Raw genomic sequence first — 22,348 nt, forward strand, 5'->3', positions numbered from 1 at the left:
AGGGCTTGAGCTGTATGATGGGAAACTATCACGTACAGTTCTTATGGGGCGAAGGGCCGGAAGGCCCTTAGCTACCAGGTGTATAGGAAATCGTATGGGTGACTTTACGTTCCAAGGTGGCCGTAGCGGAGTGATCTCGGGGGAAATTGAAGGGCGGACGGGCCACATAGCTTGGGAAATGCTCATCGGTGAGGTCAACTTTGTTATATATCGCGGCACAGGATATTGGCCGGGTAAGCAGAAGGTGAGAATGTCCGAGTCCGAAGAAGCTCACTTTTTAGAAGAATTCGCGCGCTGGGCACAGCCAAAAAACTTCAAATATGATGTGGATTAACCGGTGTCCGGAAACAATACATAACAACTCAATCAACCGAACCGCCGTGGTACGTGATCCGTATGCCCGGTGGTGTGGGGGGAGCGGGGCTGTGAGGCCTCGCCCTATCCCGATTAAATGACCCTGCGCTGTTTTTCTCCCGAGATCAAAGGCTTCACCTCCCTGCGATACCGACGCAATGCGTTACAATTTAGTGTGTATTGTGTGTAAAAATCTTGATTTTCGTGTGTTGCGTGTGTAAACTCTACCTGTTATTTTGATTAAGAACCCGCTTATGGATAGTCGGAAACTTGTCAAGATGATCGAAGCAGATGGTTGGCAGCTCATTCGAACGAGGGGGAGCCATCAGCAGTTCAAGCACCCAGAAAAGCTTGGACTGGTGACGATTCCCCACCCGAAGAAAGATCTTCCGACTGGCACTGTTAAGAGCATCTTGAAGCAAGCCGGGCTTTAAAGCCCGGCCGCTTTTCCGAGCCAATTGGGGGGTAAATTCAAAAAAGGAGGGAAGCGCGAGGTGATTGAGACACGCGCAACTTTAAAATTCATCAACTAAATACGTTGAATTGACTGTTAACTTAAGCGAAGTAAATTGTCATTTAATAAATAGACCTTTAAATGAAATCTAAGTGGAGTGTGGAGGTGGTGATATGTTTTATCCCATCCTGATCCAACAAGAAGGGGACAGTGCCTACGGTGTGATTGTGCCGGATCTTCCCGGCTGTCACTCTGCAGGAGATACCTTTAATGAAGCAGTAGAAAATGCAGCAGAAGCGATTGATTTTCACATGGAAACCATGGCGGAAGAGGGGATAGAGATTCCGGCCGCCAGTGATCTGGGAGAGCTAACAGGTAATCCGAATTACGCCAACGGCGTTTGGGTAATGGTTCAAGTGGATGTGGTTCGTTATCTTGGCACAGCCCAACGAATCAATATCTCGCTGCCGAATCGCCTGATTACTCAGATCGACCGCTTCGTTGATACACATAAGGACTACAAGGATCGATCGAAGTTCTTAGCAGATGCTGCAATGAAGATATTGCAGCACGTTTGATCTTCGATCATCTTAGTAGATAAAAAGCCCCGCAATTTGTGGGGCTTTTTATTATAGATATAGTGTCATTCTGAGATCTAAAACGATTGCCGATTTTTTATCCTGCAATTTTTTTGTCGCAATATGATAATTTGTTCTTTAGTTTAACAAATGCATTAAGTTTGTTTCGGCCCGATGGGCTGGATCCGATAGAGAAGACACTCCGGTTGTTCACGATCGACTGATGGAACGGGTGCTGGAGAGGGACAACCTGCGCCGTGCCTTCCGACTGTACTCGACCGCCTGATGTGTCGCCGATTGAAATTGACGGTAAACGAGGACAAGAGCGCGGTTGGTCGCCCCTGGGAGCGAGTGTTCCTGGGGTTCACGTTCACCCGTCAAGGTCGGGACAAGCGCCGCAAGGTGAGTGACGATGCGATCACGCAGTTCAAGAATCGTGTCCGGAAAATCACCCGGCGAACGCGGGGTCGAACCATGCAAACGGTGATTGACGAGTTGGCGGTGTACCTGAGGGGCTGGAAAGGCTACTACGGTTTTGCGCAAGTGAAATCGCCGATCCAGGATCTGGAAAAGTGGGTGCGGCGCAAGCTCCGGTGCTATCACCTGAAGCAATGGGGACGATCCGGCTACCGCCAGTTGCGCAAGCGCGGAGTGAGTGTAAGACTGGCCTGGAATACGGCCAAGTCGGCTCATGGTCCGTGGCGTTTGAGCCGGAGTCCGGGGTTGGCGCAAGCCTTGCCCCGACAGTATTTCCTGTCGCTGGGGCTGCCGGATCTTGTTGAGCGTTGAACAACTCAATCAACCGAACTGCCGTGGTACGTGATCCGTATGCCCGGTGGTGTGGGGGGAGCGGGGCCGTGAGGCCTCGCCCTATCCCGATTATGCCCTAAATCAGATGCCCTTCAGGCAACATGCGTTTGTGTAGGATGCGGATAATTTCAACAACATCGTCGGTGGCTAGCCGATAAAAGATGATGTGGCTTCCCTGAGGGTACTGCCGGTAGCCTAGACTTATCTCATCGCAGGCTTGCCCCAGGTTTGGATTTTCACCCAGAAGGTGGAAGCATTGATCGAACTGAAGAATATAGTGGTTTCGTTGATCCCGGCCCCATTCACGCTCCGTGTATAGGGCAATTGATTTGAGGTCAGCCTTGGCTTTCCTGGAAAGCTTGAAACTTGGCATCAGCGCCCTTCGTTGTCCAGTTCACGAATAAACGAGTCATAGGAGTAGTCTTCGAAACCACTGTCCTCGCCTTCCTTGAGCAATTTACGAAGTGTAGTCAGGCGGGTTTCAGACTCTTCAAGCAGGCGCAATGCGGCACGAACGACCTCGCTGGTTGAGCTGTATCGGCCATTTTTGAGCTGTTCTGCAATAAACGCATCAAAATGTTGGCCTAAAGTGATGCTGGTGTTCTTTTGCATGATGCCACCTCGCTAGTACCAATAATTGGTATATTTTGGTCCAGGTGGCATAACAATGCAATCCACGCGACAAGCGCGTGATTGCGGGCGTTATAACGGCTCTTTCAGGCCTGCATTGCAGGCATGCTAAACTTTGTCAGTAGACTGAAATGCATGATGAGGTCCCCAAAGATGAAGCTTGAGCAAGTTATTGAAGAGACAAAGGTTCTCTCAGCAAATGATCGGGCTTTGCTTGCCCATTGTCTGATATCCAGTCTTGAAACCCAGCACGACGAGGGTGTTGATGCGGCGTGGTCGGCCCTCGCTGAGCAGCGAATTGATGAACTCGAAGCTGGCAATGTCCAGGCTGTGTCGTGGGATGAAATTAAAAACCAGCTCAAGCGCTCTCCTTAATGGCTGAACTGAATTTTCATCCTTCGATTTATCAAGAAGTCCAGGAAGCGTACTCATGGTATGAGCAGCAGGCGGCTGGCCTTGGAGAAGTTTTCATCGGAGAGCTGGAGGCTGCCTGTGAATCGATACGGTCACTGCCAGAAACGTGGCCCAAATTCGGCAAGCGAACCCGCAGATTTCTGCTGACAAAATTTCCCTACGCCGTTGTCTACACGCCTTCCACTTCAACTTGCCATGTAGTTGCAGTTGAACTAAACCGCTTCGCGGTAGCGAGTAAGCCGGGGAGTTTCCCGCGAGATCAGGTGGATTGACGGATACTTTTGATGAGCCCAGGTGGGCTTTTCAGAAGAGGAGAATCCGTCATGACACCGTTACGTCAGACCATGATCCAGGCCATGTGCCAACATGGCTTTTCCCCCCGAACCCAGCAAAGTTATCTGTACGTTGTAACCGAGCTGGCTCGATACTACCGGCGCTCGCCGGATCAACTGCAAGTCGATGACCTGCAGGTCTATTTCAACTACCTGGTCCAGGAGCGCGCCCTGTCACCAGCCAGTTGTCGCCTCTACCTACACGGCATCCGGTTTTTGTACCTGCAAGTGCTGCACTGGGCGCATTTCGATGTGACGCTGGTCTTACCCAAGCGCCCCCAGCGCATTCCGGAATTGCTGACCCGTCAGGAAGTCTCTCGCCTACTAGCGGGCGTCTCCAACCCCAAGCATCAGGCGTTGCTGTCCATCATCTATGGCTGTGGCTTGCGAGTCAGTGAAGCGGTGGCATTGCAGGTGAAGGACCTTGATGGGGAACGTCATCTGCTTCGGGTTGCCCAGGGCAAGGGAGCCAAGGACCGGATGGTGCCTCTGGCACCGGGACTGCTCCAGGTGCTTCGTCAATATTGGCGGATTCGTCGTCCCATGCCGTGGTTATTTCCCAGTGATTTGCTGCCAGACAAGCACCTTCATATCACCACGCCCCAGAAGGTGTTCCATCAGGCCAAGAGAGCCAGTGGCATTCACAAACGTGGAGGCATTCATGTCTTGCGCCATGCTTACGCCACCCATCAGTTAGAGCAGGGCGTTCCCCTCCATGAGTTGCAACGGCTGCTGGGGCATAGCGACCTGCGCAGCACACAACGGTATCTGCATTGGCTGCCGGGCGTGACACCCCAAAACCGTGGACCTGTCGACCTGATTGCAGGTCTGGGAGGTGGATGATGGCCAGTTCACTAACCGTCCAGACAATTCTGGACCAGTTCCTCCCCGATGAGCCACTGGACGGCCATCGCCGCAAGGTCTGTGCCCGGTTAACCGGGTGCCGGACGGCCCGCATGGGCGGTATGGAGATGCAGTGTGATCACTGCAAGGCCCGCTCCGTCTGTTATTACGGCTGCCGGGATCGGCACTGTCCGCAGTGCCAGGGCCGTGCCAGCCAGCGATGGAGTGACCGGCAAAGGGCGTTGTTGTTACCGGTACCCTACTTCCATCTGGTGTTTACATTGCCCCATACCCTGAATGGCTGGGTTCAACTGCATCCCGAGGTACTCTACCGCTGCCTCTTCCAGGCCGTCTGGAATACGCTCAATCAGTTCGGCCGCAATACGCAGCATCTGCAGGGCGAACTGGGCATGACGGCGGTGCTGCATACATGGGGGCAGAACCTGAGTCGCCATGTTCATGTGCATTGTCTAATCCCTGGAGGTGTACTGACAGGCAGGGGTGAATGGCACAGAGCAAAGAGCCACTACCTGTTCCCGGTGCGGGCATTATCACGGCGTTTTCGCGGGCGAATGGTGTCGTTGCTCAGAGCGTCGTCGAACGCTGGTGAGTTGCATCGGGTGACCAACAGCGGTGAGGTTGATGACGTGCTCAACGGCCTGATGCGACAAGAGTGGGTTGTCTACACCCGGCATTGCCTGAACCAGGCTGAGTCCGTAGTGGATTATCTGGCTCGTTACACTCACCGGATTGCCATCAGCAACGGGCGGTTGTTGTCGATGGAAGGTGACCGGGTCTCGTTCCGATACAAGGATTACCGGGATCAAGGACGGCTAAAGACCCAGTGGCTGGAAGGGCGGGAGTTCGTCAGGCGGTTCCTGATGCACATTCTGCCAAAAGGGTTCATGCGCATCCGCCACTTTGGTTACCTGAGTAACCGAACGCGACGACAAAAGTTGGCTGTTATCCGGCAGTGTCTGTTGCAGCCACCCCAACCAGAGACAAACCGAGTGAACCAGGAACCCCATCGTTGTTGGCCTTGCCCGCGCTGCGATGAGGGTCTGGTTCACATGGTTCGTCAGATCCCGCGCTTCAGAATAGTAGCCGTGCCAACCGGCTAGCCCGCACGCGGCTCTTGATCTGGCGGGTGATCGCTTACAGTTCCTTGTGAGCTGGGCCCGTGTGCGGCTTGAGACTGGAAAATGCGGCATCTGCGGGGTAGTCTGAGTTAAATCACCGTAAGGAATCGGCCAATGATGTATATAACACGGCTAATGTTCACTGGTGCTGAGGTCCGTCGGCAGCCAGCCTCACCGTTCCGAGCCTTGCCTCCCGATTACTTTACCCTTATGCGTCGCCCGGCAGCTTCGGTGCCGGCGGCTTAGTCCAACAGACATTTAAAGGTCATGCTGCGCACGACCATTAAATGCTTAGGTGTTAGGGCTTGCCGCGTTCCAGCCAATAGCCGGGCTTTCGAGAGTGGTGAGCAATGGCGATTACAACCGTTTCTTCTGGCAACTCAATCGCGACTATATCGTACGGGAAGCGTTCTAGAATCAGTCGTTTTGCACCGGTATTGCCAGCTTCTTCGGGGAGAGGTGATAAGGGGATGAAGTTTTCTTCAATTATGTCTATGGCGGCATCAACGGCAGCGAAAAACTCGGCTCCGAGTCCAGGCTGTTCATATTCGTACCATGCTGCAGCCTCTATAGCTTCCTGCGAGGCATCATCCAGTATCCTTACCGTTCGCACTGTTACTGGCCTAACCTCGCTCGCATCTTTGATCGGAATTCTTCACGGCTGAGTAGCGTGGCCTTTCCGCTTTGGACCTTGGACACGCGGCGAGCAATTTCGTCGTTCCAGGCTTGCTCGACAGCGTCGTCCCGGGGACCGTCCAGGCTCATTATGAGCTCGCGCGCCAGCGCCGCACGCTCCGACTCGGAGAGAGTCGAAATCTGGGAGCGTAGCTGGTCTAATGTTTCGGTAGTCATGGTGCCTCCGCGAGTGGCAATACTTTTATGCTATCCCGATTCAAAGGCCCTAACAAGGCCAGGCACGGCGACGGCTACTCCATTGCGGCTTCGCCTCAATTCCGCCGCGCATGCTGGCGGGCGTGTGTGCCAGGCATGGCACCAGACTTGTCGGGTGAAAGTCCCGATACCAGGTATTCGCAGAGCCGAAGGTTAGCGAAGGGCAGGGGCAAACCCGCGAGGGGATGTCTCCGGAGTGCCGGCCGGAAGTAAGCCCAACGCTACATAAACGATGGGTATCGATGGACCGTGGACATGGATCTGGAACGGCGTGGCCATCGGTTCGTCCGCTACGCGGACGACTGCAACATCTACGTCAAAAGCCAGCGTTCAGGGCAACGAGTACTGGCGAGCCTCACCGACTATCTTCGTCGCCGGTTGAAATTGACGGTAAACGAGGAGAAGAGCGCGGTTGGTCGCTCCTGGGAGCAAGTGTTCCCGGGGTTCACGTTTACCCGTCGAGGTCGGGCCATGCAAACGGTGATCGACGAGTTAGCGGTGTACTTGAGGGGCTGGAAAGGCTACTACGGTTTTGCGCAAGTGAAATCGCCGATCCAGAATCTGGAAAAGTGGGTGCGCCGCAAGCTCCGGTGCTATCACCTGAAGCAATGGGGGCGATCCGGCTACCGCCAGTTGCGCAAGCGCGGGGTGAGTGTAAGAAAAGAGGGTATCCGTGTTTGGGGGTATTTGCGGCCAGGAGTTAGATCGGAGTGCGTTGGCACATAAAACCAGTCGCTGTAGTACGCGGCCGATGGCCACCGGACGCCCTTTACATTGCGCCTTCGGCTCCTTTCCAAGGGCGCGCATGCTACAAGCGTTAGCAGTTGCACTACTCCTCCCCACATCTTGCGATCTGAGTAAAAAAGGAATAATTTGTACTCATGGATGAGTTTGAGCTCGACGAAACCAAAAGCCAGGCCAATCTGGAAAAGCACGATATTGATTTCGAAGCGGCCCAAAAACTGTGGGAAGATCCGTACCTGCTGGAAATCCGTGCAAAATCAGAGGATGAGCCAAGGTTCTTGCTGATCGGCAATATTGGCGGAAAGCACTGGTCGGCTGTCGTCACTTACAGGGTAGGCTGTATTCGCCTGATTTCAGTCAGGCGCTCTCGCAAGAAGGAGGTTGAGCTCTATGAAAGCTAAAGACTTCGATAAAAAATTTGAGGAAGGTCAGGAAGATATCGTTGATGATCTTGATCTTTCTTCGGCTCGCCGCGTCAATCAGGACCAAAAGCGAATCAACGTTGATTTTCCGGCTTGGGTTGTCGAGTCGCTGGACCGTGAGGCAGCGCGCATTGGTGTTACCCGCCAATCGATCATAAAGGTGTGGCTGGTTGAGCGCCTTCGTGCAGAAACTGCTAACAAATAAGGTTAGCTCTTGAGTACAAAAAGCACACAATGCGCTATAGTCCGCTCATGAAACCGATCACATGGAATTCAGAGAGGAACAAGCTTCTCCAAGAGGAAAGGAATATCTCATTCGAGGATGTGGTTTTGCATATCTCGATCGGAGGTATCCTGGATGCGTTCGAGCATCCGAATCAGGAACGGTATCCGGGCCAGCAGATTCATGTGATTGAAATAGAGGGGTACGCCTATCTCGTGCCCTTTGTAGAATCGGAAGATGAAGTTTTTCTGAAAACGATCATTCCGAGCCGGAAAGCGACCAAGACCTATTTGGGAGGTCCGAAATGAGCAGGCTGGATAAAGAAGAGCAGGAAATTCCGGACGCGTTCGATGCTGGGGAGTTGCAGCGGGCGCCAGATATTGAGGATCGAAAAGCGCGGCATCAACAGTACGCCGAGGCCATGTTCAAGAAAGATGCCCGCATCAACATCAGGCTTTCTTCCAAGGATCTTCGGGGGCTGCAGAAAAAAGCGCTGGCTGAGGGTATTCCCTACCAAACACTTGTTGCCAGCATCCTCCACAAGTATGTCGAAGGTCGCTTGCATGAGGATCGGTAGCTAACAAGGGAAGCGCGGGGATAGACGGCATGACCGTTGACGACCTGACCGCCTGATTCAACCGGCGTTGCTCCAGGTCTTGCCGGCGGAGTGGGATGGAAGCTTCTCCCATTCCAGCTATGGCTTCAGACCGGGGCGTTCACCAAGCCTAGCTCAACCGAACCGCCGTGGTACGTGATCCGTATACCCGGTGGTGTGGGGGGAAGGGCATCGTGAGATGCCTCCCTATCCCGATTATGTTCCACTCAGGGCAGGCTCAAGTCCAAGGTGATCAACAAAAGGGATAAAGTCGCGATCCAGGAACAGCAGTGGTAGCTCTTTCTCTATGCAGAACGTCGCGATGATCACGTCGGCGGTTTTTCTGATCGTGATGCCTTTTTTGCGTAGAGCCCGATAATTATCGGCGCACTTAGCTGCCATTTCTTTGCCAAACATTTCATACTGATCCAGCGTGAGCAGGCTTTGCTTGGTCTGGCGGTATTGTTTGTCGTTGCGGATGCCTTGCAGTATTTCCAGAAATATAAGGTCGCCGATAGCAACCGATCCTTGGATTATCGAGGCATCCAGTAGATCAGTTTGCGGGTTTTCGACTCCATTGAAATAGTCGATCCAGACGCTGGTATCCACCAGTATCATCCGGCACTCCGCATTTCATTCAGGTCGCCTTCCCACTTGATCTTGCCCCGCAGCTTTCGGATTTCCTGCTGCTTGCTACGCTGAACCAGAAGTTTCAGGCCTTGCTCAACGGCCTCTTTTTTGGTTTCGTATCCGGAGGCCTTTAGTGCTTCAGCCATCAGTTGGTCGTCAATGACGATGTTTGTTCTCATGATGCACCTATGTGTATGATCTCTTGCTTTCATACACAAACTAACATGTCATGGAGAACATAACAATCAGCTGCACAGCGACCGATTTCCCGCCGCTTCGCAGCTCCGAACCGGCGCGTGAGCGGGGCGTTAGCACTTCAGGCCCGACGATTGTCGTTCACGTCATCCGCAAGCCAGGCCTTGATCAGCGACTGATAGGGCATATCCCGCTTGTTAGCCTCGATTTTGATCCGGTCGAGCAGGGCCTCGGGCAAGCGAAGTGAAATAGTCTTGGTTGAGGGCTTCAACTTCGGGAAAGAGGCCGGTTTTGCCTGGCTCCAGTCCAGGTAGTCAGAGGAATCGTGAGTTTCCCAGAATTCCCGTTCTTCCGCTTCTGTTTTGAACTCAGGCATCTTTTTTAGCTTGCTCATAAACAGCCCTCTCTTTGCGGTGCATGTCGCGAGCGGAAATCACTCGGATTAGCGTGCCGTGCTGCCTTAGAGTGAACGTGATGTGGAGTAGCCTCTCATCATCAGTTTCACCAAGGGCATGAAAACGGGCCTCAGTTTGGCTGTGGTTAGAATCCTCCAGCACCAGAAGCGGTTCATTAAAGAAAACTTCTTCCGTTTGAGACTGGCTGACGCCATGTTTCTCCGCGTTTTTGCGAGAGTTGCCTCTGTCCCAGTCAAAGCCAGTAACTTGTGCCCAATTGATCATAAAAGTATATTATCAACATATACGCAGGCGTCAACAAGTGCTAACCAATCCCAGCAGTCGACAGTGGTTCCTGCGCTTCGGCCGGTACTGCCCGGGCTTTGCCGTTTACCGGGACCTCTATCGAGGCCTTGCCTCACCCGGGTAGATAATCCCGGTGACTCGCTACCTGAGCCCACCTGACGAACGTGATCGGGACGAATCGCGATTGCCTGACCCCCGCGGGTTGGTCAAAAATCAATCGAAATGCGGCAGCCGTCACTGTTGCCGAAAAATTTTTTCACCGCTTCGCGGCTCCAAAGTTGCCGCAAAGCTCTTGGTTATACAGACTATGGAGAGTCAGACTTGGAATTAGACAATAATGTGGTGAGTAGCGATCACACCAAGGAGATGAATCTACATGGAAAAGCGGGACACCCATTTTCAGATTTATTTTTTGGATTTATTTTTTGAGTGTCCTCTGGGCTGACTTTAAAAAAGATCTGTCGCGTTTTTTTCGTTTTTACCCGTTCACATCGAAAGCTGCGTCACCCGAACCTCACCACGCAGCCGATCAACCGTTTCCTTATCGAACAACTCGGTCCCTGGCTGCATCACCGTTGCCGCGCTGCAGGCAATGCCCTCACGTAACGCATCCCGGTCCGCCGCGCCCTGCGCCAATAGCCCCGCCATACCGGCCACCATCGAATCACCGGCCCCGACCGTGGAGATCACGGGGACCGAAGGCGCTTCGCCTTTAAGGACACTTGACGACGTCACCAGCAACGCACCCTCAGCCCCCATAGAGACGCAGACCCAGGTCACGCCCCGCTCCTGCAACTGGCGGGCTTCCCGAACGATATTCTGTTGATTCGTCAGAGGCTGCCCGACCAGGGCTTCCAATTCGAAACGGTTGGGCTTAATCAGGAAAGGTTGGGCTTTGATCGCGTGCAGTAGCAGCTCATTGTGCGAGTCGACGACCGCACGCCCCCCGGATGCCCGCACCCGACGCACCGCCTCGGCATACAGGTCCTTCGGCAAGCCCTGCTGTAACGAGCCGGTGATAACCCCCAGCCCCTCACTGCAATGGGTCTCGAATTGGTCGAGCAAGTGTTCCCATTGTGCGGTCGACACCATAGGGCCGACACCACTGACCTCATACTGGGCACCCGTATAAAACCGGTGACGTCCCTTCATCAGCAGAACGCGGCCATCATCAGGTCAGGCAACAATACTCAGATATTGCTCCGGGACGTTGGTGTGCTTTTCCGGGCTTGCCATGTCTCAATCCGCGGCGATCCCGACTTCCATGGTAACCTGTCCGCCCTCCTTTGAATCGACCTCTTCTGGATCCAGAATGCGCACCCGATCAGCCGAGATGCTGCTATCCGCACCCACGTCGGCCAAGGCGTCCCGCACCGTCGCTGCTCGGGCGTTGGCGAGAGCCTTGAGGTCGGCGTCGGTAACGGATTGTGCCGCAATGACCCGCTCGGCCAGGTGGTTACGATAGGCGAGAGCGTCAAATCCGGTTCGGTCCGATGAGCCATCCTGAGTCCCGGTGAAACGTGTCTGGACTGCCTTCAGATCCGTATTCGGGTAAAGGGTGGCGAACATCGTCTCGACAACATCCTGGGTGGACGCGCTCGTCAGGCTGGGATCCGGGACTTCACGACCCGCTTCGATCAGGCGTTGTTGAAGGGCTTCCACAGCTTTCCCGTGCTGCAGGTGCGGACCGTCCAGAGTCGGGTTGAAGGGACCAGTAAGCTCCAGGTTCAGCGCCGGTCGCTGGTTGATGGCATTGCGGAGCTTGGCAACGCGCTCGCGTTGGGGAGGAGTGAGATCGCTGCGCCCCTCCGGGAAATCAATCCGGCCAAATTCCTCAGAGTCGACGCCGACGAGGCTCGCGAGAAAACGAAACGGGAATTGGACGATGGACACGAGGGTCTGGCTGAGTGCCTGGCGGATGACCTGGCCGATGTCGAATTCGGGCTCGCCAACATCCCCGTTCACCGGGATGTCAAGATCGATGACGCCATTGCGGTCCTTGAGCAGTGCTATAACAAGGTCGAGCGGCAGGTCCATTGCATCGGCAGAGGCCATCTTCTCGCCAAGCTTCAGATCACGGAGCACCAGGTTGTTGCGGCCGTCCAACTGCTGGTCATTGATGCTATAGTCGAGATCGAGGTCCATGGTTCCCCCGGCGATCTTGCGGCCGGCAAATTGCACTGTATAGGGAGAGTATCCCGGGACCTCAAGATTGCGGAAGGTCAGTACCAGGTTGGTCTCCCGCATGGGATTCCAGACATGTACGGTACCGCCGATACGCGCCAGGCCGTAGTCTGCGACCTGGCCTTCCAGATTTACCTGCGCCGGCTGGGCCGAGGTGGAGCTCAGCGTTGATATCTGTCCGTCCAACGAGTGGATGCTCGTTGAGAACGGCAGTGGCAGAGAGTGATCCGCAAACTGGAGGGTGCTGTCGGTGAGCGTGATGCCCTCAATGGTGATACCGAACGGGTCTGCCCCCTCGTTCGAACGCGCAGCGCCGCCATCCTCCTCAGCGCTGGGTGGCGTATCCTTCGCTATAAGTCGTCCGAAATTGGTGGTCCGATCCTCATGGACGACCACTCGACCGGACAGGCCGTCAATGGTGATGGGGGCAGTCTCGAGTTGCCTGTCTCCGAGACTGAGGTCGAGCTGTTCGGTCCGGACGCTGTCCCAGCCGATAAGCGGTTCGTCATTGGAACCATCGCCAATGTTCAGCGCGTCGATCCCGGCGGCACCCTGAAAGGCAAGGGGCTCCTGCGCCTCTGTACGCATATGCCCGCTCAGGTTCAGTACCCCGCTGTCGATCCGCACAGCCGCGAGCTGCCGCAGGTACGGTTCGGCCTGCGCCAGTGCCAGTTCATCGATACGGGCTTCGCCCTCAAGGATGAGGACCGGTCGAAGCCCAAGCGTGCCGTCGAAGGCGAGCACACCGCCTCCCGCGAGCTTTCCACCCATACGCACCGGAAAGCGTGCGCCTTCCTGCAGCGAGAATTCCTTCACGGATAGCCCGACATCCTGCAGCGCCAGCGTCACCCGGTTCGGCTTATCACCGGCGGGAGTCGTCTCGTCCGGGAGATTGTCAGCGAAGCGCAGATCAGCGCCCTCTACGCCCAGGTCTTTTACCCGCAGTGCCGGTAGTGAAGCGGGCTCGTCTTCCTCCGGAACCTTGTTGGCGGGCTCGGGGAGCAGCCGCAAGAGACGGGTTTCACCCGATGCGAAGCGTTCCTCCTGAATAACCGGTTCGTCGAGACGAATTGTCTGGAAGATCCAGGCCCTGTTGATGACGCTCGACCAGCTGAGGTCGATGAACAGCTGCTTCCAGGCGATCAGTTGCCGATCGTCGGTATCATCGAGTGCGAACCCGTCGATCTGGAGCGTCAGCGTATACGGGTTGACGTGTACCGACTCAATGCGAAGGTCGCGTCCGAGGTCCTCCTTCGCTGTGTTCACTGCAACGTACTGAACAATCCAGGGCAGCGCAAGAAAACCCAGCAAGGTGTAAGTGGCGACCAGCACGAGCAACCAGAACCGGACCCGGCGCGGGTTGATCCATCGAGTTCGCAGGTAGCCGCCGAATCGGCGGAGTGAGCCACTGTGCATAATGAGTTACACCCGGTGATCACTAAGCCGCACCGGCTGCCTCCTTGCCCCCCAATGCCCTGGCGGACCTTCAAATACACCGGCACAGGCGGTACCGCAGGATTTGCAGTGGCCGTCACCGGTCAGGTTCCAGGTACTCAGTACATACCAGTCACGGCCTATGAGTCGTTCTCCGCAGTTGTGGCAATAGGTACTACCGCCGGACTTATCATGCACATTGCCGGTATAGGCGTAGCGAACGCCATTAGCCATGGCAATCTGGCGGGCCCGGGTCAGGGTCTCGGGCGGGGTTGGTGGAGTATCCATCATTTTCCAGTCCGGGTGGAATGCAGTGAAATGCATGGGTACGTCTGGCCCAAGTTTCTCCACCACCCATTGAGTCATCTCATTCAGCTCCTGCTCCGAATCGTTTTCGCCCGGGATGAGCAGGGTAGTCAGTTCCAGCCATACGCTGGTTTCGAGTTTTATATATTCGAGTGTTTCCAGAACCGGTTGCAGGTGCCCGCCGGTAACCTTGTGGTAGAAGCGTTCGGAGAAGGCCTTTAGATCGACGTTGGCGGCATCTATGCAACGGTAGAATTCCCGGCGGGGTTCTTCGGTTACATATCCTGCGGTTACCGCAACCGAGCGTACTCCGACTTCGTGGCAGGCTTTGGCCACATCAATGGCGTACTCGTGGAAAACCACCGGGTCGTTGTAGGTGTACGCAACGCTTTTGCAACCCAGCGCCTGAGCGGCCCGGGCAATGTCTTCGGGGCTGGCCTGGTCTGCCAGTTCATCGGTTTCCCGGGATTTGGTCATGTCCCAGTTCTGGCAGAACTTGCAGGCCAGATTGCAGCCTGCTGTGCCAAACGAAAGGGTCGGGGTGCCGGGCAGAAAATGGTTGAGAGGTTTCTTTTCGATCGGGTCGATGCAGTAACCACTGGAGCGCCCGTAGGTAGTGAGCACCAATGTATCGTTGAGGCGCCCACGAACGAAGCAAAGACCTCGCTGCCCTTCGTGCAGTTTGCAAAACCTCGGGCAAAGGTCGCACTGGATGCGGCCGTCATCAAGCCAATGCCAGAACCCAACCTCGCGGCCCTGAAGAACGGGTACATCGCCCACAGTGAGATCCCTCGCGATTTCGCTTCCGAATTGCCTCAAATAATCTATAGTTTCCTCACGAAGGTGTGTCAATTTCTTCCATAGCCAGGGCGTGCTCGTTCCGGATCGCTCTGTTAAGCAGGTGACCAGCTATGTCTGCCAACATACGAAAAGCCGCTGTCGCGGGTATGTTCTATCCGGACGATCCTGCCCAGCTCAGAACCATGGTGGACGGTTTCCTGAAACAGGTGCCTGTGAAAGGACCGGCTCCCAAAGCCATTATTGTTCCCCATGCCGGATACCAGTTCTCCGGCCCGGTTGCCGCCACCGCGTACGCGCAACTTGCGCAACTTCATGACCGCATACACCGGATTGTACTTCTGGGGCCCTCTCATCGTGTGCCTTTGAGAGGCATTGCAGCTCCGACGTCGGATTTCTTCGAGACACCGCTGGGCAATGTGGAAGTGGAGCAAAGCACCTTGGCGATGCTGCAATCCTTGCCCCAGGTCGGGTATCTGGATTCGCCTCATCGGCTTGAACACAGTCTGGAGGTGCATTTGCCGTTCCTGCAATCGGTTTTTGACCGCTTTACCCTGGTCCCGCTTGTTGTCGGAGAAACGTCTCCCGAGGAAGTGGCCGAAGTGCTGGAAACACTCTGGGGCGGCGGCGAAACCCTGATAGTCATCAGTTCCGATTTGAGCCACTACCACAGCTACCCGGTTGCCCGGGAGCTGGACAGTAATACCACCAGAAACATCGAGAATCTGGACTACCGCCATATCGGATACGACGATGCCTGCGGGCGAAACCCGGTTAACGGCCTGTTGTATCTGGCACAGAAAAGAGGCCTGAAAGTCACCACCCTGGATCTGCGTAATTCTGGTGACACGGCTGGGCCGAGGGATCGTGTCGTAGGCTATGGAGCCTATGCTGTAACCGAAGCGCTGGCCTGACATGCTCAATGAACAGGAACGCCAGGCTCTGTTACAGGCGGCTTCAGCCTCTGTCTACCGAGGTCTCGACCGCGGGCAGCCGTTGCCGGTGGAGCCGGAGGAATATCCCGAAAAGCTGGCAAAGCCCGGAGCCTGTTTTGTCACACTGACAATCTCTGGCCGTTTGAGAGGCTGCGTCGGTTCTCTGGAGGCCTGGCGCCCCCTTATTCAGGACTGTGCGGAAAATGCCTTTGCTGCGGCTTTTCGGGACTTCCGCTTTCCCCCGGTTGCAGCGCAGGAGCTGGATCTGTTGGACTATCAGGTGTCGGTCTTGAGTGTGCCCGCACCTCTGTATTCTGAGTCCGAGGATGATCTGCTCTCCCAGTTGCGTCCAGGTACGGATGGCTTGGTGCTTGTAAAGGGCGATCGTCGTGCCACCTTTTTGCCGTCGGTATGGGAGAGCCTGCCGGAGCCGCAGGAATTTCTTCGCCACCTGAAGCAGAAAGCAGGGCTGGCGCCAGAGGGCTGGTCCGGTGCTATCAAGGCACTTCGCTATACCGTCGAATCCATCAGGAGGATGTAATGCCATTACCCGCCCCGTTATCCGAAGAACAGGTTTACCACGGTTGCCCAACGGAAAAGCTGGATTTCATCACCACGGACGATCTTGAAGATCTGGAGCAGCCCTGCGGGCAGGATCGGGTTCTGAGGGCGCTGGAGTTCGGGGCAAGTATGCAGGCCAGTGGCTTCAATCTGTTTGTCCTGGGCCCTTCTGGGGCCGGCAAGCACGAACTGGCGGAGCGCTTCCTGGCGCAACATGCGGCGAGACAGCCGGTACCCCCCGACTGGTGCCATGTTTTTAACTTTCGGTTTTCAGACCGTCCGAAGGCCATCCAGTTACCGGCCGGGGAGGGGCAGCAGTTCAAGAAAGGCATGGATGACCTGGCGGAGGAATTGCGCACGGCCATCCCTGCGGCCTTTGAGAGTGAGGAATACCAGGCACGGCTGCAGGAACTGCAGGAAGAAATGGCAAAACGCCAGCACCTGGGCCTGTTTGAAATCCAGGAGGAGGCAAACCGCAATAACATTGCGATGATCACCACACCGGCTGGCTTTACCTTTGCGCCCATGCGAAAGGGCGAAGTGATTGACCCTGAAGAATACAAAACCTTCTCTGATGAAGAGAAGCAGCTGATCGAATCCAAGGTTGAGGAGCTACAAAAGAAACTCCAGCAAACCATCCAGCAGATTCCCAGGTTGCGGAAGGAAGTTCGGGAGCGGGTGCACGCCCTGAATGAGGAAATGGTGCAACTGACCCTGGGTGGCCCCATTGGCGAGCTGCGGGAGCGATGGTCGCATCTCCCGGACGTTGTTGACTACCTGGATGCAGTGCGGGAAGACGTGGTTGAGCACGCAGAAGCCTTTCAGGACAGCGATAACGGTCCCCCGGCCGGTTTGCTGGCGCGCTACAGGGTCAACCTCCTGGTGGACAATGCGGATACTTTAGGGGCACCGGTCATTTATGAGGACTTGCCCAATCACCAGCACTTGGCCGGACAGATTGAGCACCGGGCCCGCCAGGGTAATCTCTACACCGATTTCACCCTTATTCGCGGCGGTTCCATGCACCGGGCCAACGGTGGTTATCTGATCATCGACGCCCGTCGTGTGCTGGCCCAGCCAATGGCATGGGAGAGTCTTAAGCGAATCCTTCTCTCTGGTGAAATCCGGATCGAGTCGCTGGAGCGGCTTTATGGGCTTGTCAGCACCGTCAGCCTGCAACCGGAACCGATTCCGGTTTCGGTCAAGGTGGTGCTGCTGGGGGATCGGATGCTGTATTACCTGCTCTCCCATTATGACCCCGATTTTCTGGACCTGTTCAAGGTGGAAGCGGATTTCGAGGATGATCTGGACCGGAACGACGACTGCTACGAGCTGTATTCCCGGATGATCGCCACCATGGCCAGAGCACTCGAAATACGGGCTCTGGAACGTGACGCAGTGGCGAGGCTGATTGAGCATGCCAGCCGGCTGGCGGCGGATCAGCGCAAGCTGACCGCCCACGATCGGGTGCTTCGGGACATTCTGAGTGAGTCAGACCACTGGGCTGGCCAGTCCGGTGCCGATACCGTTGAAGCCAGCCACATCCAGCAGGCCATCGATGAGCGGGAATACCGTGCCAGCCGGGTTCGGGAGCGAAGCCGGGAGCAGATCAGCCGGGGCATTGTGATGATAGCCACGGAAGGTGAGGAAGTGGCCCGGGTCAACGGTTTGTCGGTGCTCAGGCTTGGCGCTTCCATGTTCGGGCAGCCGGCGAGGATTACGGCAACGGCCCGACCGGGGAAAGGTCAGGTTGTGGATATAGAGAGAGAGGCCAAGCTGGGTGGTCCGATTCACAGCAAGGCTGTGATGATTCTTTCCCGGTTTCTGGCGAGCCGTTATGCGGGCGAGGGTGATTTGTCCCTGTCGGCAAGCCTGGCTTTTGAGCAGTCTTACGGCGGCGTAGAGGGGGATTCCGCCTCGGTGGCGGAAACCTGTGTGCTGCTTTCCGCAATTTCCCGGGTTCCGCTGAAGCAGTCCTTTGCCGTGACCGGATCCATGAATCAGCATGGTGAGGTTCAGGCGGTGGGTGGTGTCAATGAAAAAATAGAGGGCTTTTTTGAGGTCTGCCGGGAGGCTGGTGACATAGGGGGGCAAGGGGTCTTGCTGCCGGCGAGTAATGTGGAGCATCTGATGCTCAGAGCGGACGTGCGCCAGGCGGTTGCCGAGGACCGGTTCCGGATTTATCCAGTCTCTGACATCAATCAGGCCATTGAGCTTTTAACCGGCCTGGAGGCCGGGGAACCCGACAGTAGCGGGGATTTTCCCGAGAACAGCTTCAACCGGCGGGTTGCCGAGCGGCTGGCGAGGTTCGCTGAAGCCAGTAAGAAGCGGGATGACAACGCAGACGCGAACAGCAGTGGGGGCAAGGACAGTGACTGACGCACCTGCAGATCAGGCTAACCCCGGCACGGCAGCCGGACGTGTGCTGGTGCTGCTGGATGGCTCCAGAATGAGTTGCGCCGCACTGGAGGCAGCGGCAGAAATTGCTGCGAATACAGGTGCCGATGTGCTGGGTGTGTTCGTTGAGGAACTGAACCTGCTGCGCAGTGCGGGCTATGGTTTTGCCAGAGAGGTCGGCTCGGAGTCCGGCGTCAGCCGGCCCTTTGATCCGACCGAGCTTGAGCAGCGCATGCAGAGGTTGGCTAGCCGGGCTCGTCGTGCTCTTGCTGGCGCCGTGGCCCACTACGGTGGCCGGCATACTCTGAGCATTGCCCGTGGTAGTGTTGTTGAAGAGGTGCTCGCGCTGGCGGGGCCCCAGGATCTTCTGGTTCTTGGTCGAGTTGGCTGGTCCTCGGCACCGGGGGCGCGGCTGGGCTCCACTGCGAGGGGCCTTCTTCGCAGGTCGCCGGGCAGGGTATTGCTCTGGTGTGAAAGACGGGTTTTGCCACAGGGTAGGGTTGTGGTCTTTCTCAATGACCACGAGGATGCAAATCGCCGCGCTATCAGGGCGACGGCAGAGGCTGTCAGGCATTCCCATCAGCCTGTGACGCTGTTACTGGGTTCGGATTCGGAGATGCCACCGGAAGCCTTTCAGGCCATCAGGCAGGACCTCGGTATTCGGGAGTCAGACCTTCGTGTACGGTCGCTTCCAGCGACCGATCCTGTTACCGTTGCCCAGGTTTTGCGTCAGGAGAAGGCGGCCCAGCTGGTGCTCAGCCGGGAATGTACCTTGCTTCGGGAACCCGGCGCGGAGCAGCTGCTGGAGGCCCTGAATCTTCCGGTAACGGTCACTCCATGAAAGCCCCTCGTTTTTCGAAAGGTCAGATTCTCTGATGTTCCCGGATATTCTCTACATTGTTGGTCTAACCATTCTTGCCGGTGCCTGCATTCCACTGGGCGGTTTGCTTGCCAGTTTTGAGCGGATCGGCCCCAATTGGCTGGAAGAGGAGTTCCGCCATTTCCTGATTGCTCTGGGTGGTGGCATCTTGCTTGGGGCGGTTTCGGTGGTTCTGATCCCGGAAGGCCAATCCAGTATGGGGGACTCTATTTGGGCAATCCCTGCCATTATCGCCGGCGGGCTTCTGTTCTTTGTTATTGAACGTATTCTGGGCCTGCAGCGCCGGGACTCCCCGCAGCTGATGGGTGTGATGCTGGATTTCATTCCGGAAGCGACCGCGCTGGGCGGGCTTGCGGTGGTGAGTCCTGAAACCGCAGTGCTCATGGCGGTACTGATTGCGATGCAGAATCTGCCCGAAGGGTTCAACGCCTATCGGGAGATATCCAGTCTGCCGGGTTATACTTCCCGGAAAACTCTGGGATTCATGGGCTGCCTCGTGATTACGGGGCCGCTGGCCGGCTTGCTCGGATATTTCTTCCTGTCTGAGCGCCCCATTGCGTTGGGCGCGATCATGTTGGTGGCTTCGGGCGGTATTCTCTACCTGATTTTTCAGGATATCGCTCCGCAATCCAGGCTCGAGCACCACTGGGGCCCACCACTGGGAGCCGTGGTGGGTTTCTGCATGGCGCTGTTCAGTCATGACCTCTTGGGCCAGGTCTGACCCGGCCGGTCAGGCAATTTTGCGGGCATCTTCCTTGCGGAGGATTTCCTCGACATCCTCAGCAGACAGGGTTTCGTTTTTCAGTACCGCTTTGGCGAGCGCTTCGAGCTGGTTTCGGTGCTCAGTCAGAAAGTCCAGGGTCGCTTTCTCCAGTGCCAGGAGTTGTGACTGGATTTCCCCATCGATCATTTCTGCCATTTTTTCACTGAACTCTCTTGGCAGCCCCATTTCCCGGCCGAGGAATACATGCTCTTCTCCGATGCTCAGGCCGAGGGGGCCGATCTTCTCGCTCATCCCCCACTGGCCAATCATGCGGCGAATCAGTGTCGTGGCTTCCTTCAGGTCGTTCTGGGCTCCGGTGCTTACTTCGCCATAAACCAGTTTTTCCGCACAGCGACCTCCGAGCATTACCTTGATTCGATCCTTCAGATAGCTTTCCGTATAGGTGTAGTGGTCTTCCCTCGGGGTCTGTTCAGTGACACCCATGGCCATGCCGTGAGGAATGATAGTGAGCTTGGTGAGCGGGTCGGCGTTGGGCATGTAATAGGCCATGATGGCGTGGCCACATTCGTGATAGGCCACCGCTTTTCGCTCTTCGGGAGACAGCCGGGCATCCCGCTCCTCGCCAAGGATAATTCGGTCCCGGGCGACCTCAAAGCAGTGGGCGTTCACTTCATGGAGGTTTTCCCGGGCTGCAGTGAGCGCGGCCTCGTTCACCAGGTTCTTCAGATCTGCGCCGGAGAAACCGATGGTCCGGGCGGCCAGCTGCTCCAGGTCGACATCACTGGCCAGCGGCACCTTGCGAACGTGAACCTGCAGGATCGCGGTGCGTGCGTCCTTGTGGGGCCGGTCCAGGGTGACCTTGCGGTCAAACCGGCCCGGGCGAAGCAGAGCGCTGTCCAGAACATCGGGCCGGTTGGTGGCGGCCAGTACCAGAACATTTTCGTGGGCCTCGAAGCCGTCCATTTCGGTCAGGATCTGGTTCAGGGTCTGTTCCCGCTCATCGTGGCCACCGCCCAGGCCGGCGCCCCGGGAGCGGCCGATGGCGTCCAGCTCGTCGATGAAGATCAGAGCTGGCGCTTCCTTCCGGGCTTCCTGGAACATATCCCGCACCCGGGCCGCGCCCACACCCACGAACATTTCAATAAATTCCGAGGCGCTGATGCTGTAAAAGGGCACTTCTGCTTCGCCGGCGATGGCCCTGGCCAGCAGGGTCTTGCCGGTGCCAGGCGGGCCAACCAGCAGAACACCCTTGGGCATAATGGCGCCCAGGGCCCGATATTTTTCGGGGGATTTCAGGAAGTCGATAATCTCCGCGATTTCCCGCTTGGCAGACTCGATGCCGGCCACATCATCGAGTGTGGCTGTAGAGGTTTCCTTGCGGGCTCTCCGGGCCTTCGAGCGGCTGAAATCAAAGGGGCCGCCCCCCTGGGCCATACGCTTCTGAGCTGCGCCCCAGAACCAGAACATCAGCGCCAGCAGCAGTATCCAGGGCAGGAATCCACGAATCAGCTCCTGCCACCAGGGCAGGCCCGAGGGCATCGCCCTGATGGTCACCTGGCGTTCCTCCAGCAGGCTCAGCAGCGAGGGATCTTCCATGGGCGGGCGTATGGTGTGAAACCCCGGCGTGCTTGCCTTGGACGGGTTGTCAGAACTGAATGACGCCGCGCCACTGTCGGTAAACAGGCCGGTAATAGCCTCTTCCTTGAGTGTGACTTCTGAAACCTGATCGTTCACCACCGCGGTTTTGAAGTCGGAATAGGCCAGTTCCTGAAGCCGTGGCTGCCCACCGTCCTGCAGCCAGAGCACCATCAGGAAAATGGCGGCACTGAGCCACAGGAACGAGTACTGGTTGGGTATCGCCGGTTGCGGATTGTTCTCCGGCTTTTGCGGATTGCCTGGCCCGTTCGGTGCTGTCATTTCGGTCTCCGGTCGCCCTCCATGATCTTTGCCACGAAGACGGATTTGCCGTAAGTCTCGAATGACCATTTCATGGTATCCGAGAGAACCTTCATAACCTCATCATAGCCGCCGAAAATTTCCGTGCTCATGCGCCCGGGATAAACTTCCAGCCCGGTTTGCTCGAGCCGGGCGATGAGGTCCCGTATAGGCTGTTTATACTCTTCTTTCAGGGGATAACAGCTTAGTTGTACAGAAAGATACATAATGCCTCCGGT

31 protein-coding genes are annotated in these 22,348 nt (G+C 56.3%); 18 read left to right on the plus strand and 13 right to left on the minus strand.

Features of this window, described 5'->3' with window-relative positions; all coding sequences use genetic code 11:
- The first annotated feature begins 94 nt into the window (after positions 1-94).
- The 4 genes from D0851_RS20115 (at position 95) to D0851_RS00085 (ending at position 2,175) form a co-directional block, all read left to right on the plus strand.
- Complete coding sequence (locus tag D0851_RS20115) at positions 95-334, plus strand: hypothetical protein (protein WP_162893650.1); 240 nt, start codon at positions 95-97, stop codon at positions 332-334.
- Positions 335-608: 274 nt separating this feature from the next.
- Entirely contained in the window at positions 609-788 is a 180-nt protein-coding gene (locus D0851_RS00075) for a type II toxin-antitoxin system HicA family toxin (protein WP_048494339.1), read from the plus strand.
- A gap of 193 nt (positions 789-981) precedes the next feature.
- Positions 982-1,386 (plus strand): type II toxin-antitoxin system HicB family antitoxin, encoded by a 405-nt coding sequence (locus D0851_RS00080; RefSeq protein ID WP_117616808.1) that lies wholly within the window; start codon positions 982-984, stop codon positions 1,384-1,386.
- 297 nt (positions 1,387-1,683) lie between these two features.
- Positions 1,684-2,175 (plus strand): group II intron maturase-specific domain-containing protein, encoded by a 492-nt coding sequence (locus D0851_RS00085; protein ID WP_227539378.1) that lies wholly within the window; start codon positions 1,684-1,686, stop codon positions 2,173-2,175.
- A 97-nt stretch (positions 2,176-2,272) separates the two neighbouring features.
- On the opposite strand, the gene D0851_RS00090 is transcribed toward D0851_RS00085, so the two are convergent.
- Together D0851_RS00090 and D0851_RS00095 are read right to left on the minus strand one after the other, a co-directional pair.
- Entirely contained in the window at positions 2,273-2,569 is a 297-nt protein-coding gene (locus D0851_RS00090; RefSeq protein WP_117616809.1) for a type II toxin-antitoxin system RelE/ParE family toxin, read from the minus strand.
- Positions 2,569-2,808: a type II toxin-antitoxin system ParD family antitoxin gene (locus tag D0851_RS00095; protein WP_012140687.1), complete on the minus strand. Its 240-nt coding sequence runs from the start codon at positions 2,806-2,808 to the stop codon at positions 2,569-2,571. The genes D0851_RS00090 and D0851_RS00095 overlap by 1 nt, the downstream gene beginning before the upstream one ends.
- Before the next feature lie 171 nt (positions 2,809-2,979).
- Here D0851_RS00095 and D0851_RS00100 point away from each other — a divergent pair, with 171 nt between their 5' ends.
- From D0851_RS00100 to D0851_RS00115, 4 genes are read left to right on the plus strand one after another with little or no spacing between them, the layout of a single operon-like run.
- The gene (locus D0851_RS00100; RefSeq protein WP_117620215.1) at positions 2,980-3,201 is read left to right on the plus strand and encodes an addiction module protein; all 222 of its coding nucleotides are present in this window, start codon (positions 2,980-2,982) and stop codon (positions 3,199-3,201) included.
- Positions 3,201-3,512 (plus strand): type II toxin-antitoxin system RelE/ParE family toxin, encoded by a 312-nt coding sequence (locus D0851_RS00105; RefSeq protein ID WP_117616810.1) that lies wholly within the window; start codon positions 3,201-3,203, stop codon positions 3,510-3,512. Before D0851_RS00100 ends, D0851_RS00105 begins: the two co-directional genes overlap by 1 nt.
- A 51-nt stretch (positions 3,513-3,563) precedes the next feature.
- Complete coding sequence (locus tag D0851_RS00110) at positions 3,564-4,415, plus strand: tyrosine-type recombinase/integrase (protein ID WP_117616811.1); 852 nt, start codon at positions 3,564-3,566, stop codon at positions 4,413-4,415.
- Positions 4,415-5,536 (plus strand): IS91 family transposase, encoded by a 1,122-nt coding sequence (locus D0851_RS00115; protein ID WP_117620216.1) that lies wholly within the window; start codon positions 4,415-4,417, stop codon positions 5,534-5,536. Before D0851_RS00110 ends, D0851_RS00115 begins: the two co-directional genes overlap by 1 nt.
- Before the next feature lie 316 nt (positions 5,537-5,852).
- Here the strand turns inward: D0851_RS00115 and D0851_RS00120 are convergent, their stop codons facing one another.
- Both D0851_RS00120 and D0851_RS00125 read right to left on the minus strand, forming a co-directional pair.
- Entirely contained in the window at positions 5,853-6,167 is a 315-nt protein-coding gene (locus tag D0851_RS00120; protein WP_117616812.1) for a type II toxin-antitoxin system RelE/ParE family toxin, read from the minus strand.
- Between the two features lie 2 nt (positions 6,168-6,169).
- Complete coding sequence (locus D0851_RS00125) at positions 6,170-6,406, minus strand: addiction module protein (RefSeq protein ID WP_117616813.1); 237 nt, start codon at positions 6,404-6,406, stop codon at positions 6,170-6,172.
- 294 nt (positions 6,407-6,700) lie between these two features.
- Here D0851_RS00125 and D0851_RS00135 point away from each other — a divergent pair, with 294 nt between their 5' ends.
- From D0851_RS00135 to D0851_RS00155, 5 genes are all read left to right on the plus strand, one after another.
- On the plus strand, positions 6,701-7,171 hold the full coding sequence (locus D0851_RS00135; RefSeq protein WP_227539379.1) for a group II intron maturase-specific domain-containing protein: 471 nt from the start codon (positions 6,701-6,703) through the stop codon (positions 7,169-7,171).
- A gap of 155 nt (positions 7,172-7,326) precedes the next feature.
- On the plus strand, positions 7,327-7,590 hold the full coding sequence (locus tag D0851_RS00140; RefSeq protein ID WP_117616815.1) for a BrnT family toxin: 264 nt from the start codon (positions 7,327-7,329) through the stop codon (positions 7,588-7,590).
- On the plus strand, positions 7,580-7,816 hold the full coding sequence (gene brnA / locus D0851_RS00145; RefSeq protein ID WP_117616816.1) for a type II toxin-antitoxin system BrnA family antitoxin: 237 nt from the start codon (positions 7,580-7,582) through the stop codon (positions 7,814-7,816). The genes D0851_RS00140 and brnA overlap by 11 nt, the downstream gene beginning before the upstream one ends.
- A gap of 125 nt (positions 7,817-7,941) precedes the next feature.
- On the plus strand, positions 7,942-8,142 hold the full coding sequence (locus D0851_RS00150; protein ID WP_227539380.1) for a hypothetical protein: 201 nt from the start codon (positions 7,942-7,944) through the stop codon (positions 8,140-8,142).
- Entirely contained in the window at positions 8,139-8,411 is a 273-nt protein-coding gene (locus D0851_RS00155) for an antitoxin (protein WP_117616818.1), read from the plus strand. The genes D0851_RS00150 and D0851_RS00155 overlap by 4 nt, the downstream gene beginning before the upstream one ends.
- 234 nt (positions 8,412-8,645) lie before the next feature.
- Here the strand turns inward: D0851_RS00155 and D0851_RS00160 are convergent, their stop codons facing one another.
- The 7 genes from D0851_RS00160 to amrS all read right to left on the minus strand — a co-directional run bounded on the left by D0851_RS00160 (position 8,646) and on the right by amrS (position 14,659).
- Positions 8,646-9,047 (minus strand): PIN domain nuclease, encoded by a 402-nt coding sequence (locus tag D0851_RS00160; protein ID WP_117616819.1) that lies wholly within the window; start codon positions 9,045-9,047, stop codon positions 8,646-8,648.
- Complete coding sequence (locus D0851_RS00165; RefSeq protein WP_117616820.1) at positions 9,044-9,238, minus strand: type II toxin-antitoxin system VapB family antitoxin; 195 nt, start codon at positions 9,236-9,238, stop codon at positions 9,044-9,046. The genes D0851_RS00160 and D0851_RS00165 overlap by 4 nt, the downstream gene beginning before the upstream one ends.
- A gap of 137 nt (positions 9,239-9,375) precedes the next feature.
- On the minus strand, positions 9,376-9,648 hold the full coding sequence (locus D0851_RS00170; protein WP_117616821.1) for a BrnA antitoxin family protein: 273 nt from the start codon (positions 9,646-9,648) through the stop codon (positions 9,376-9,378).
- On the minus strand, positions 9,623-9,934 hold the full coding sequence (locus D0851_RS00175) for a BrnT family toxin (protein ID WP_117616822.1): 312 nt from the start codon (positions 9,932-9,934) through the stop codon (positions 9,623-9,625). The genes D0851_RS00170 and D0851_RS00175 overlap by 26 nt, the downstream gene beginning before the upstream one ends.
- Positions 9,935-10,441: 507 nt before the next feature.
- Complete coding sequence (locus D0851_RS00180; protein ID WP_117616823.1) at positions 10,442-11,107, minus strand: 1-phosphofructokinase family hexose kinase; 666 nt, start codon at positions 11,105-11,107, stop codon at positions 10,442-10,444.
- Positions 11,108-11,194: 87 nt separating this feature from the next.
- Entirely contained in the window at positions 11,195-13,555 is a 2,361-nt protein-coding gene (locus D0851_RS00185; protein ID WP_117616824.1) for a DUF748 domain-containing protein, read from the minus strand.
- 6 nt (positions 13,556-13,561) lie between these two features.
- Positions 13,562-14,659 carry an AmmeMemoRadiSam system radical SAM enzyme gene (amrS, locus tag D0851_RS00190; RefSeq protein ID WP_117616825.1) on the minus strand — a complete coding sequence of 366 codons (1,098 nt, stop codon included), beginning with the start codon at positions 14,657-14,659 and terminating at the stop codon, positions 13,562-13,564.
- Between the two features lie 131 nt (positions 14,660-14,790).
- On the opposite strand from amrS, the gene amrB reads away from it, so the two are divergent.
- From amrB to D0851_RS00215, 5 genes are read left to right on the plus strand one after another with little or no spacing between them, the layout of a single operon-like run.
- Positions 14,791-15,591 carry an AmmeMemoRadiSam system protein B gene (gene amrB, locus D0851_RS00195; protein ID WP_117616826.1) on the plus strand — a complete coding sequence of 267 codons (801 nt, stop codon included), beginning with the start codon at positions 14,791-14,793 and terminating at the stop codon, positions 15,589-15,591.
- A 1-nt stretch (position 15,592) separates the two neighbouring features.
- A complete protein-coding gene (gene amrA / locus D0851_RS00200; RefSeq protein ID WP_117616827.1) occupies positions 15,593-16,153 on the plus strand; it encodes an AmmeMemoRadiSam system protein A in 561 nt (186 codons plus the stop codon).
- Positions 16,153-18,552 carry a Lon protease family protein gene (locus D0851_RS00205; protein WP_117616828.1) on the plus strand — a complete coding sequence of 800 codons (2,400 nt, stop codon included), beginning with the start codon at positions 16,153-16,155 and terminating at the stop codon, positions 18,550-18,552. The genes amrA and D0851_RS00205 overlap by 1 nt, the downstream gene beginning before the upstream one ends.
- Positions 18,545-19,411, plus strand: coding sequence for a universal stress protein (locus D0851_RS00210; protein ID WP_117616829.1), 867 nt, complete (start codon positions 18,545-18,547; stop codon positions 19,409-19,411). Before D0851_RS00205 ends, D0851_RS00210 begins: the two co-directional genes overlap by 8 nt.
- A gap of 34 nt (positions 19,412-19,445) precedes the next feature.
- Positions 19,446-20,171, plus strand: a complete 726-nt coding sequence (locus tag D0851_RS00215) for a ZIP family metal transporter (RefSeq protein WP_117616830.1) — start codon at positions 19,446-19,448, stop codon at positions 20,169-20,171.
- 9 nt (positions 20,172-20,180) lie between these two features.
- Here the strand turns inward: D0851_RS00215 and ftsH are convergent, their stop codons facing one another.
- Together ftsH and D0851_RS00225 are read right to left on the minus strand one after the other, a co-directional pair.
- Positions 20,181-22,091: an ATP-dependent zinc metalloprotease FtsH gene (gene ftsH / locus D0851_RS00220; RefSeq protein ID WP_117616831.1), complete on the minus strand. Its 1,911-nt coding sequence runs from the start codon at positions 22,089-22,091 to the stop codon at positions 20,181-20,183.
- Entirely contained in the window at positions 22,088-22,336 is a 249-nt protein-coding gene (locus D0851_RS00225) for a thiamine-binding protein (protein ID WP_117616832.1), read from the minus strand. The genes ftsH and D0851_RS00225 overlap by 4 nt, the downstream gene beginning before the upstream one ends.
- Between the last annotated feature and the right edge of the window lie 12 nt (positions 22,337-22,348).

The organism is Marinobacter sp. Arc7-DN-1, from assembly GCF_003441595.1.
Taxonomy (GTDB): domain Bacteria; phylum Pseudomonadota; class Gammaproteobacteria; order Pseudomonadales; family Oleiphilaceae; genus Marinobacter; species Marinobacter metalliresistant.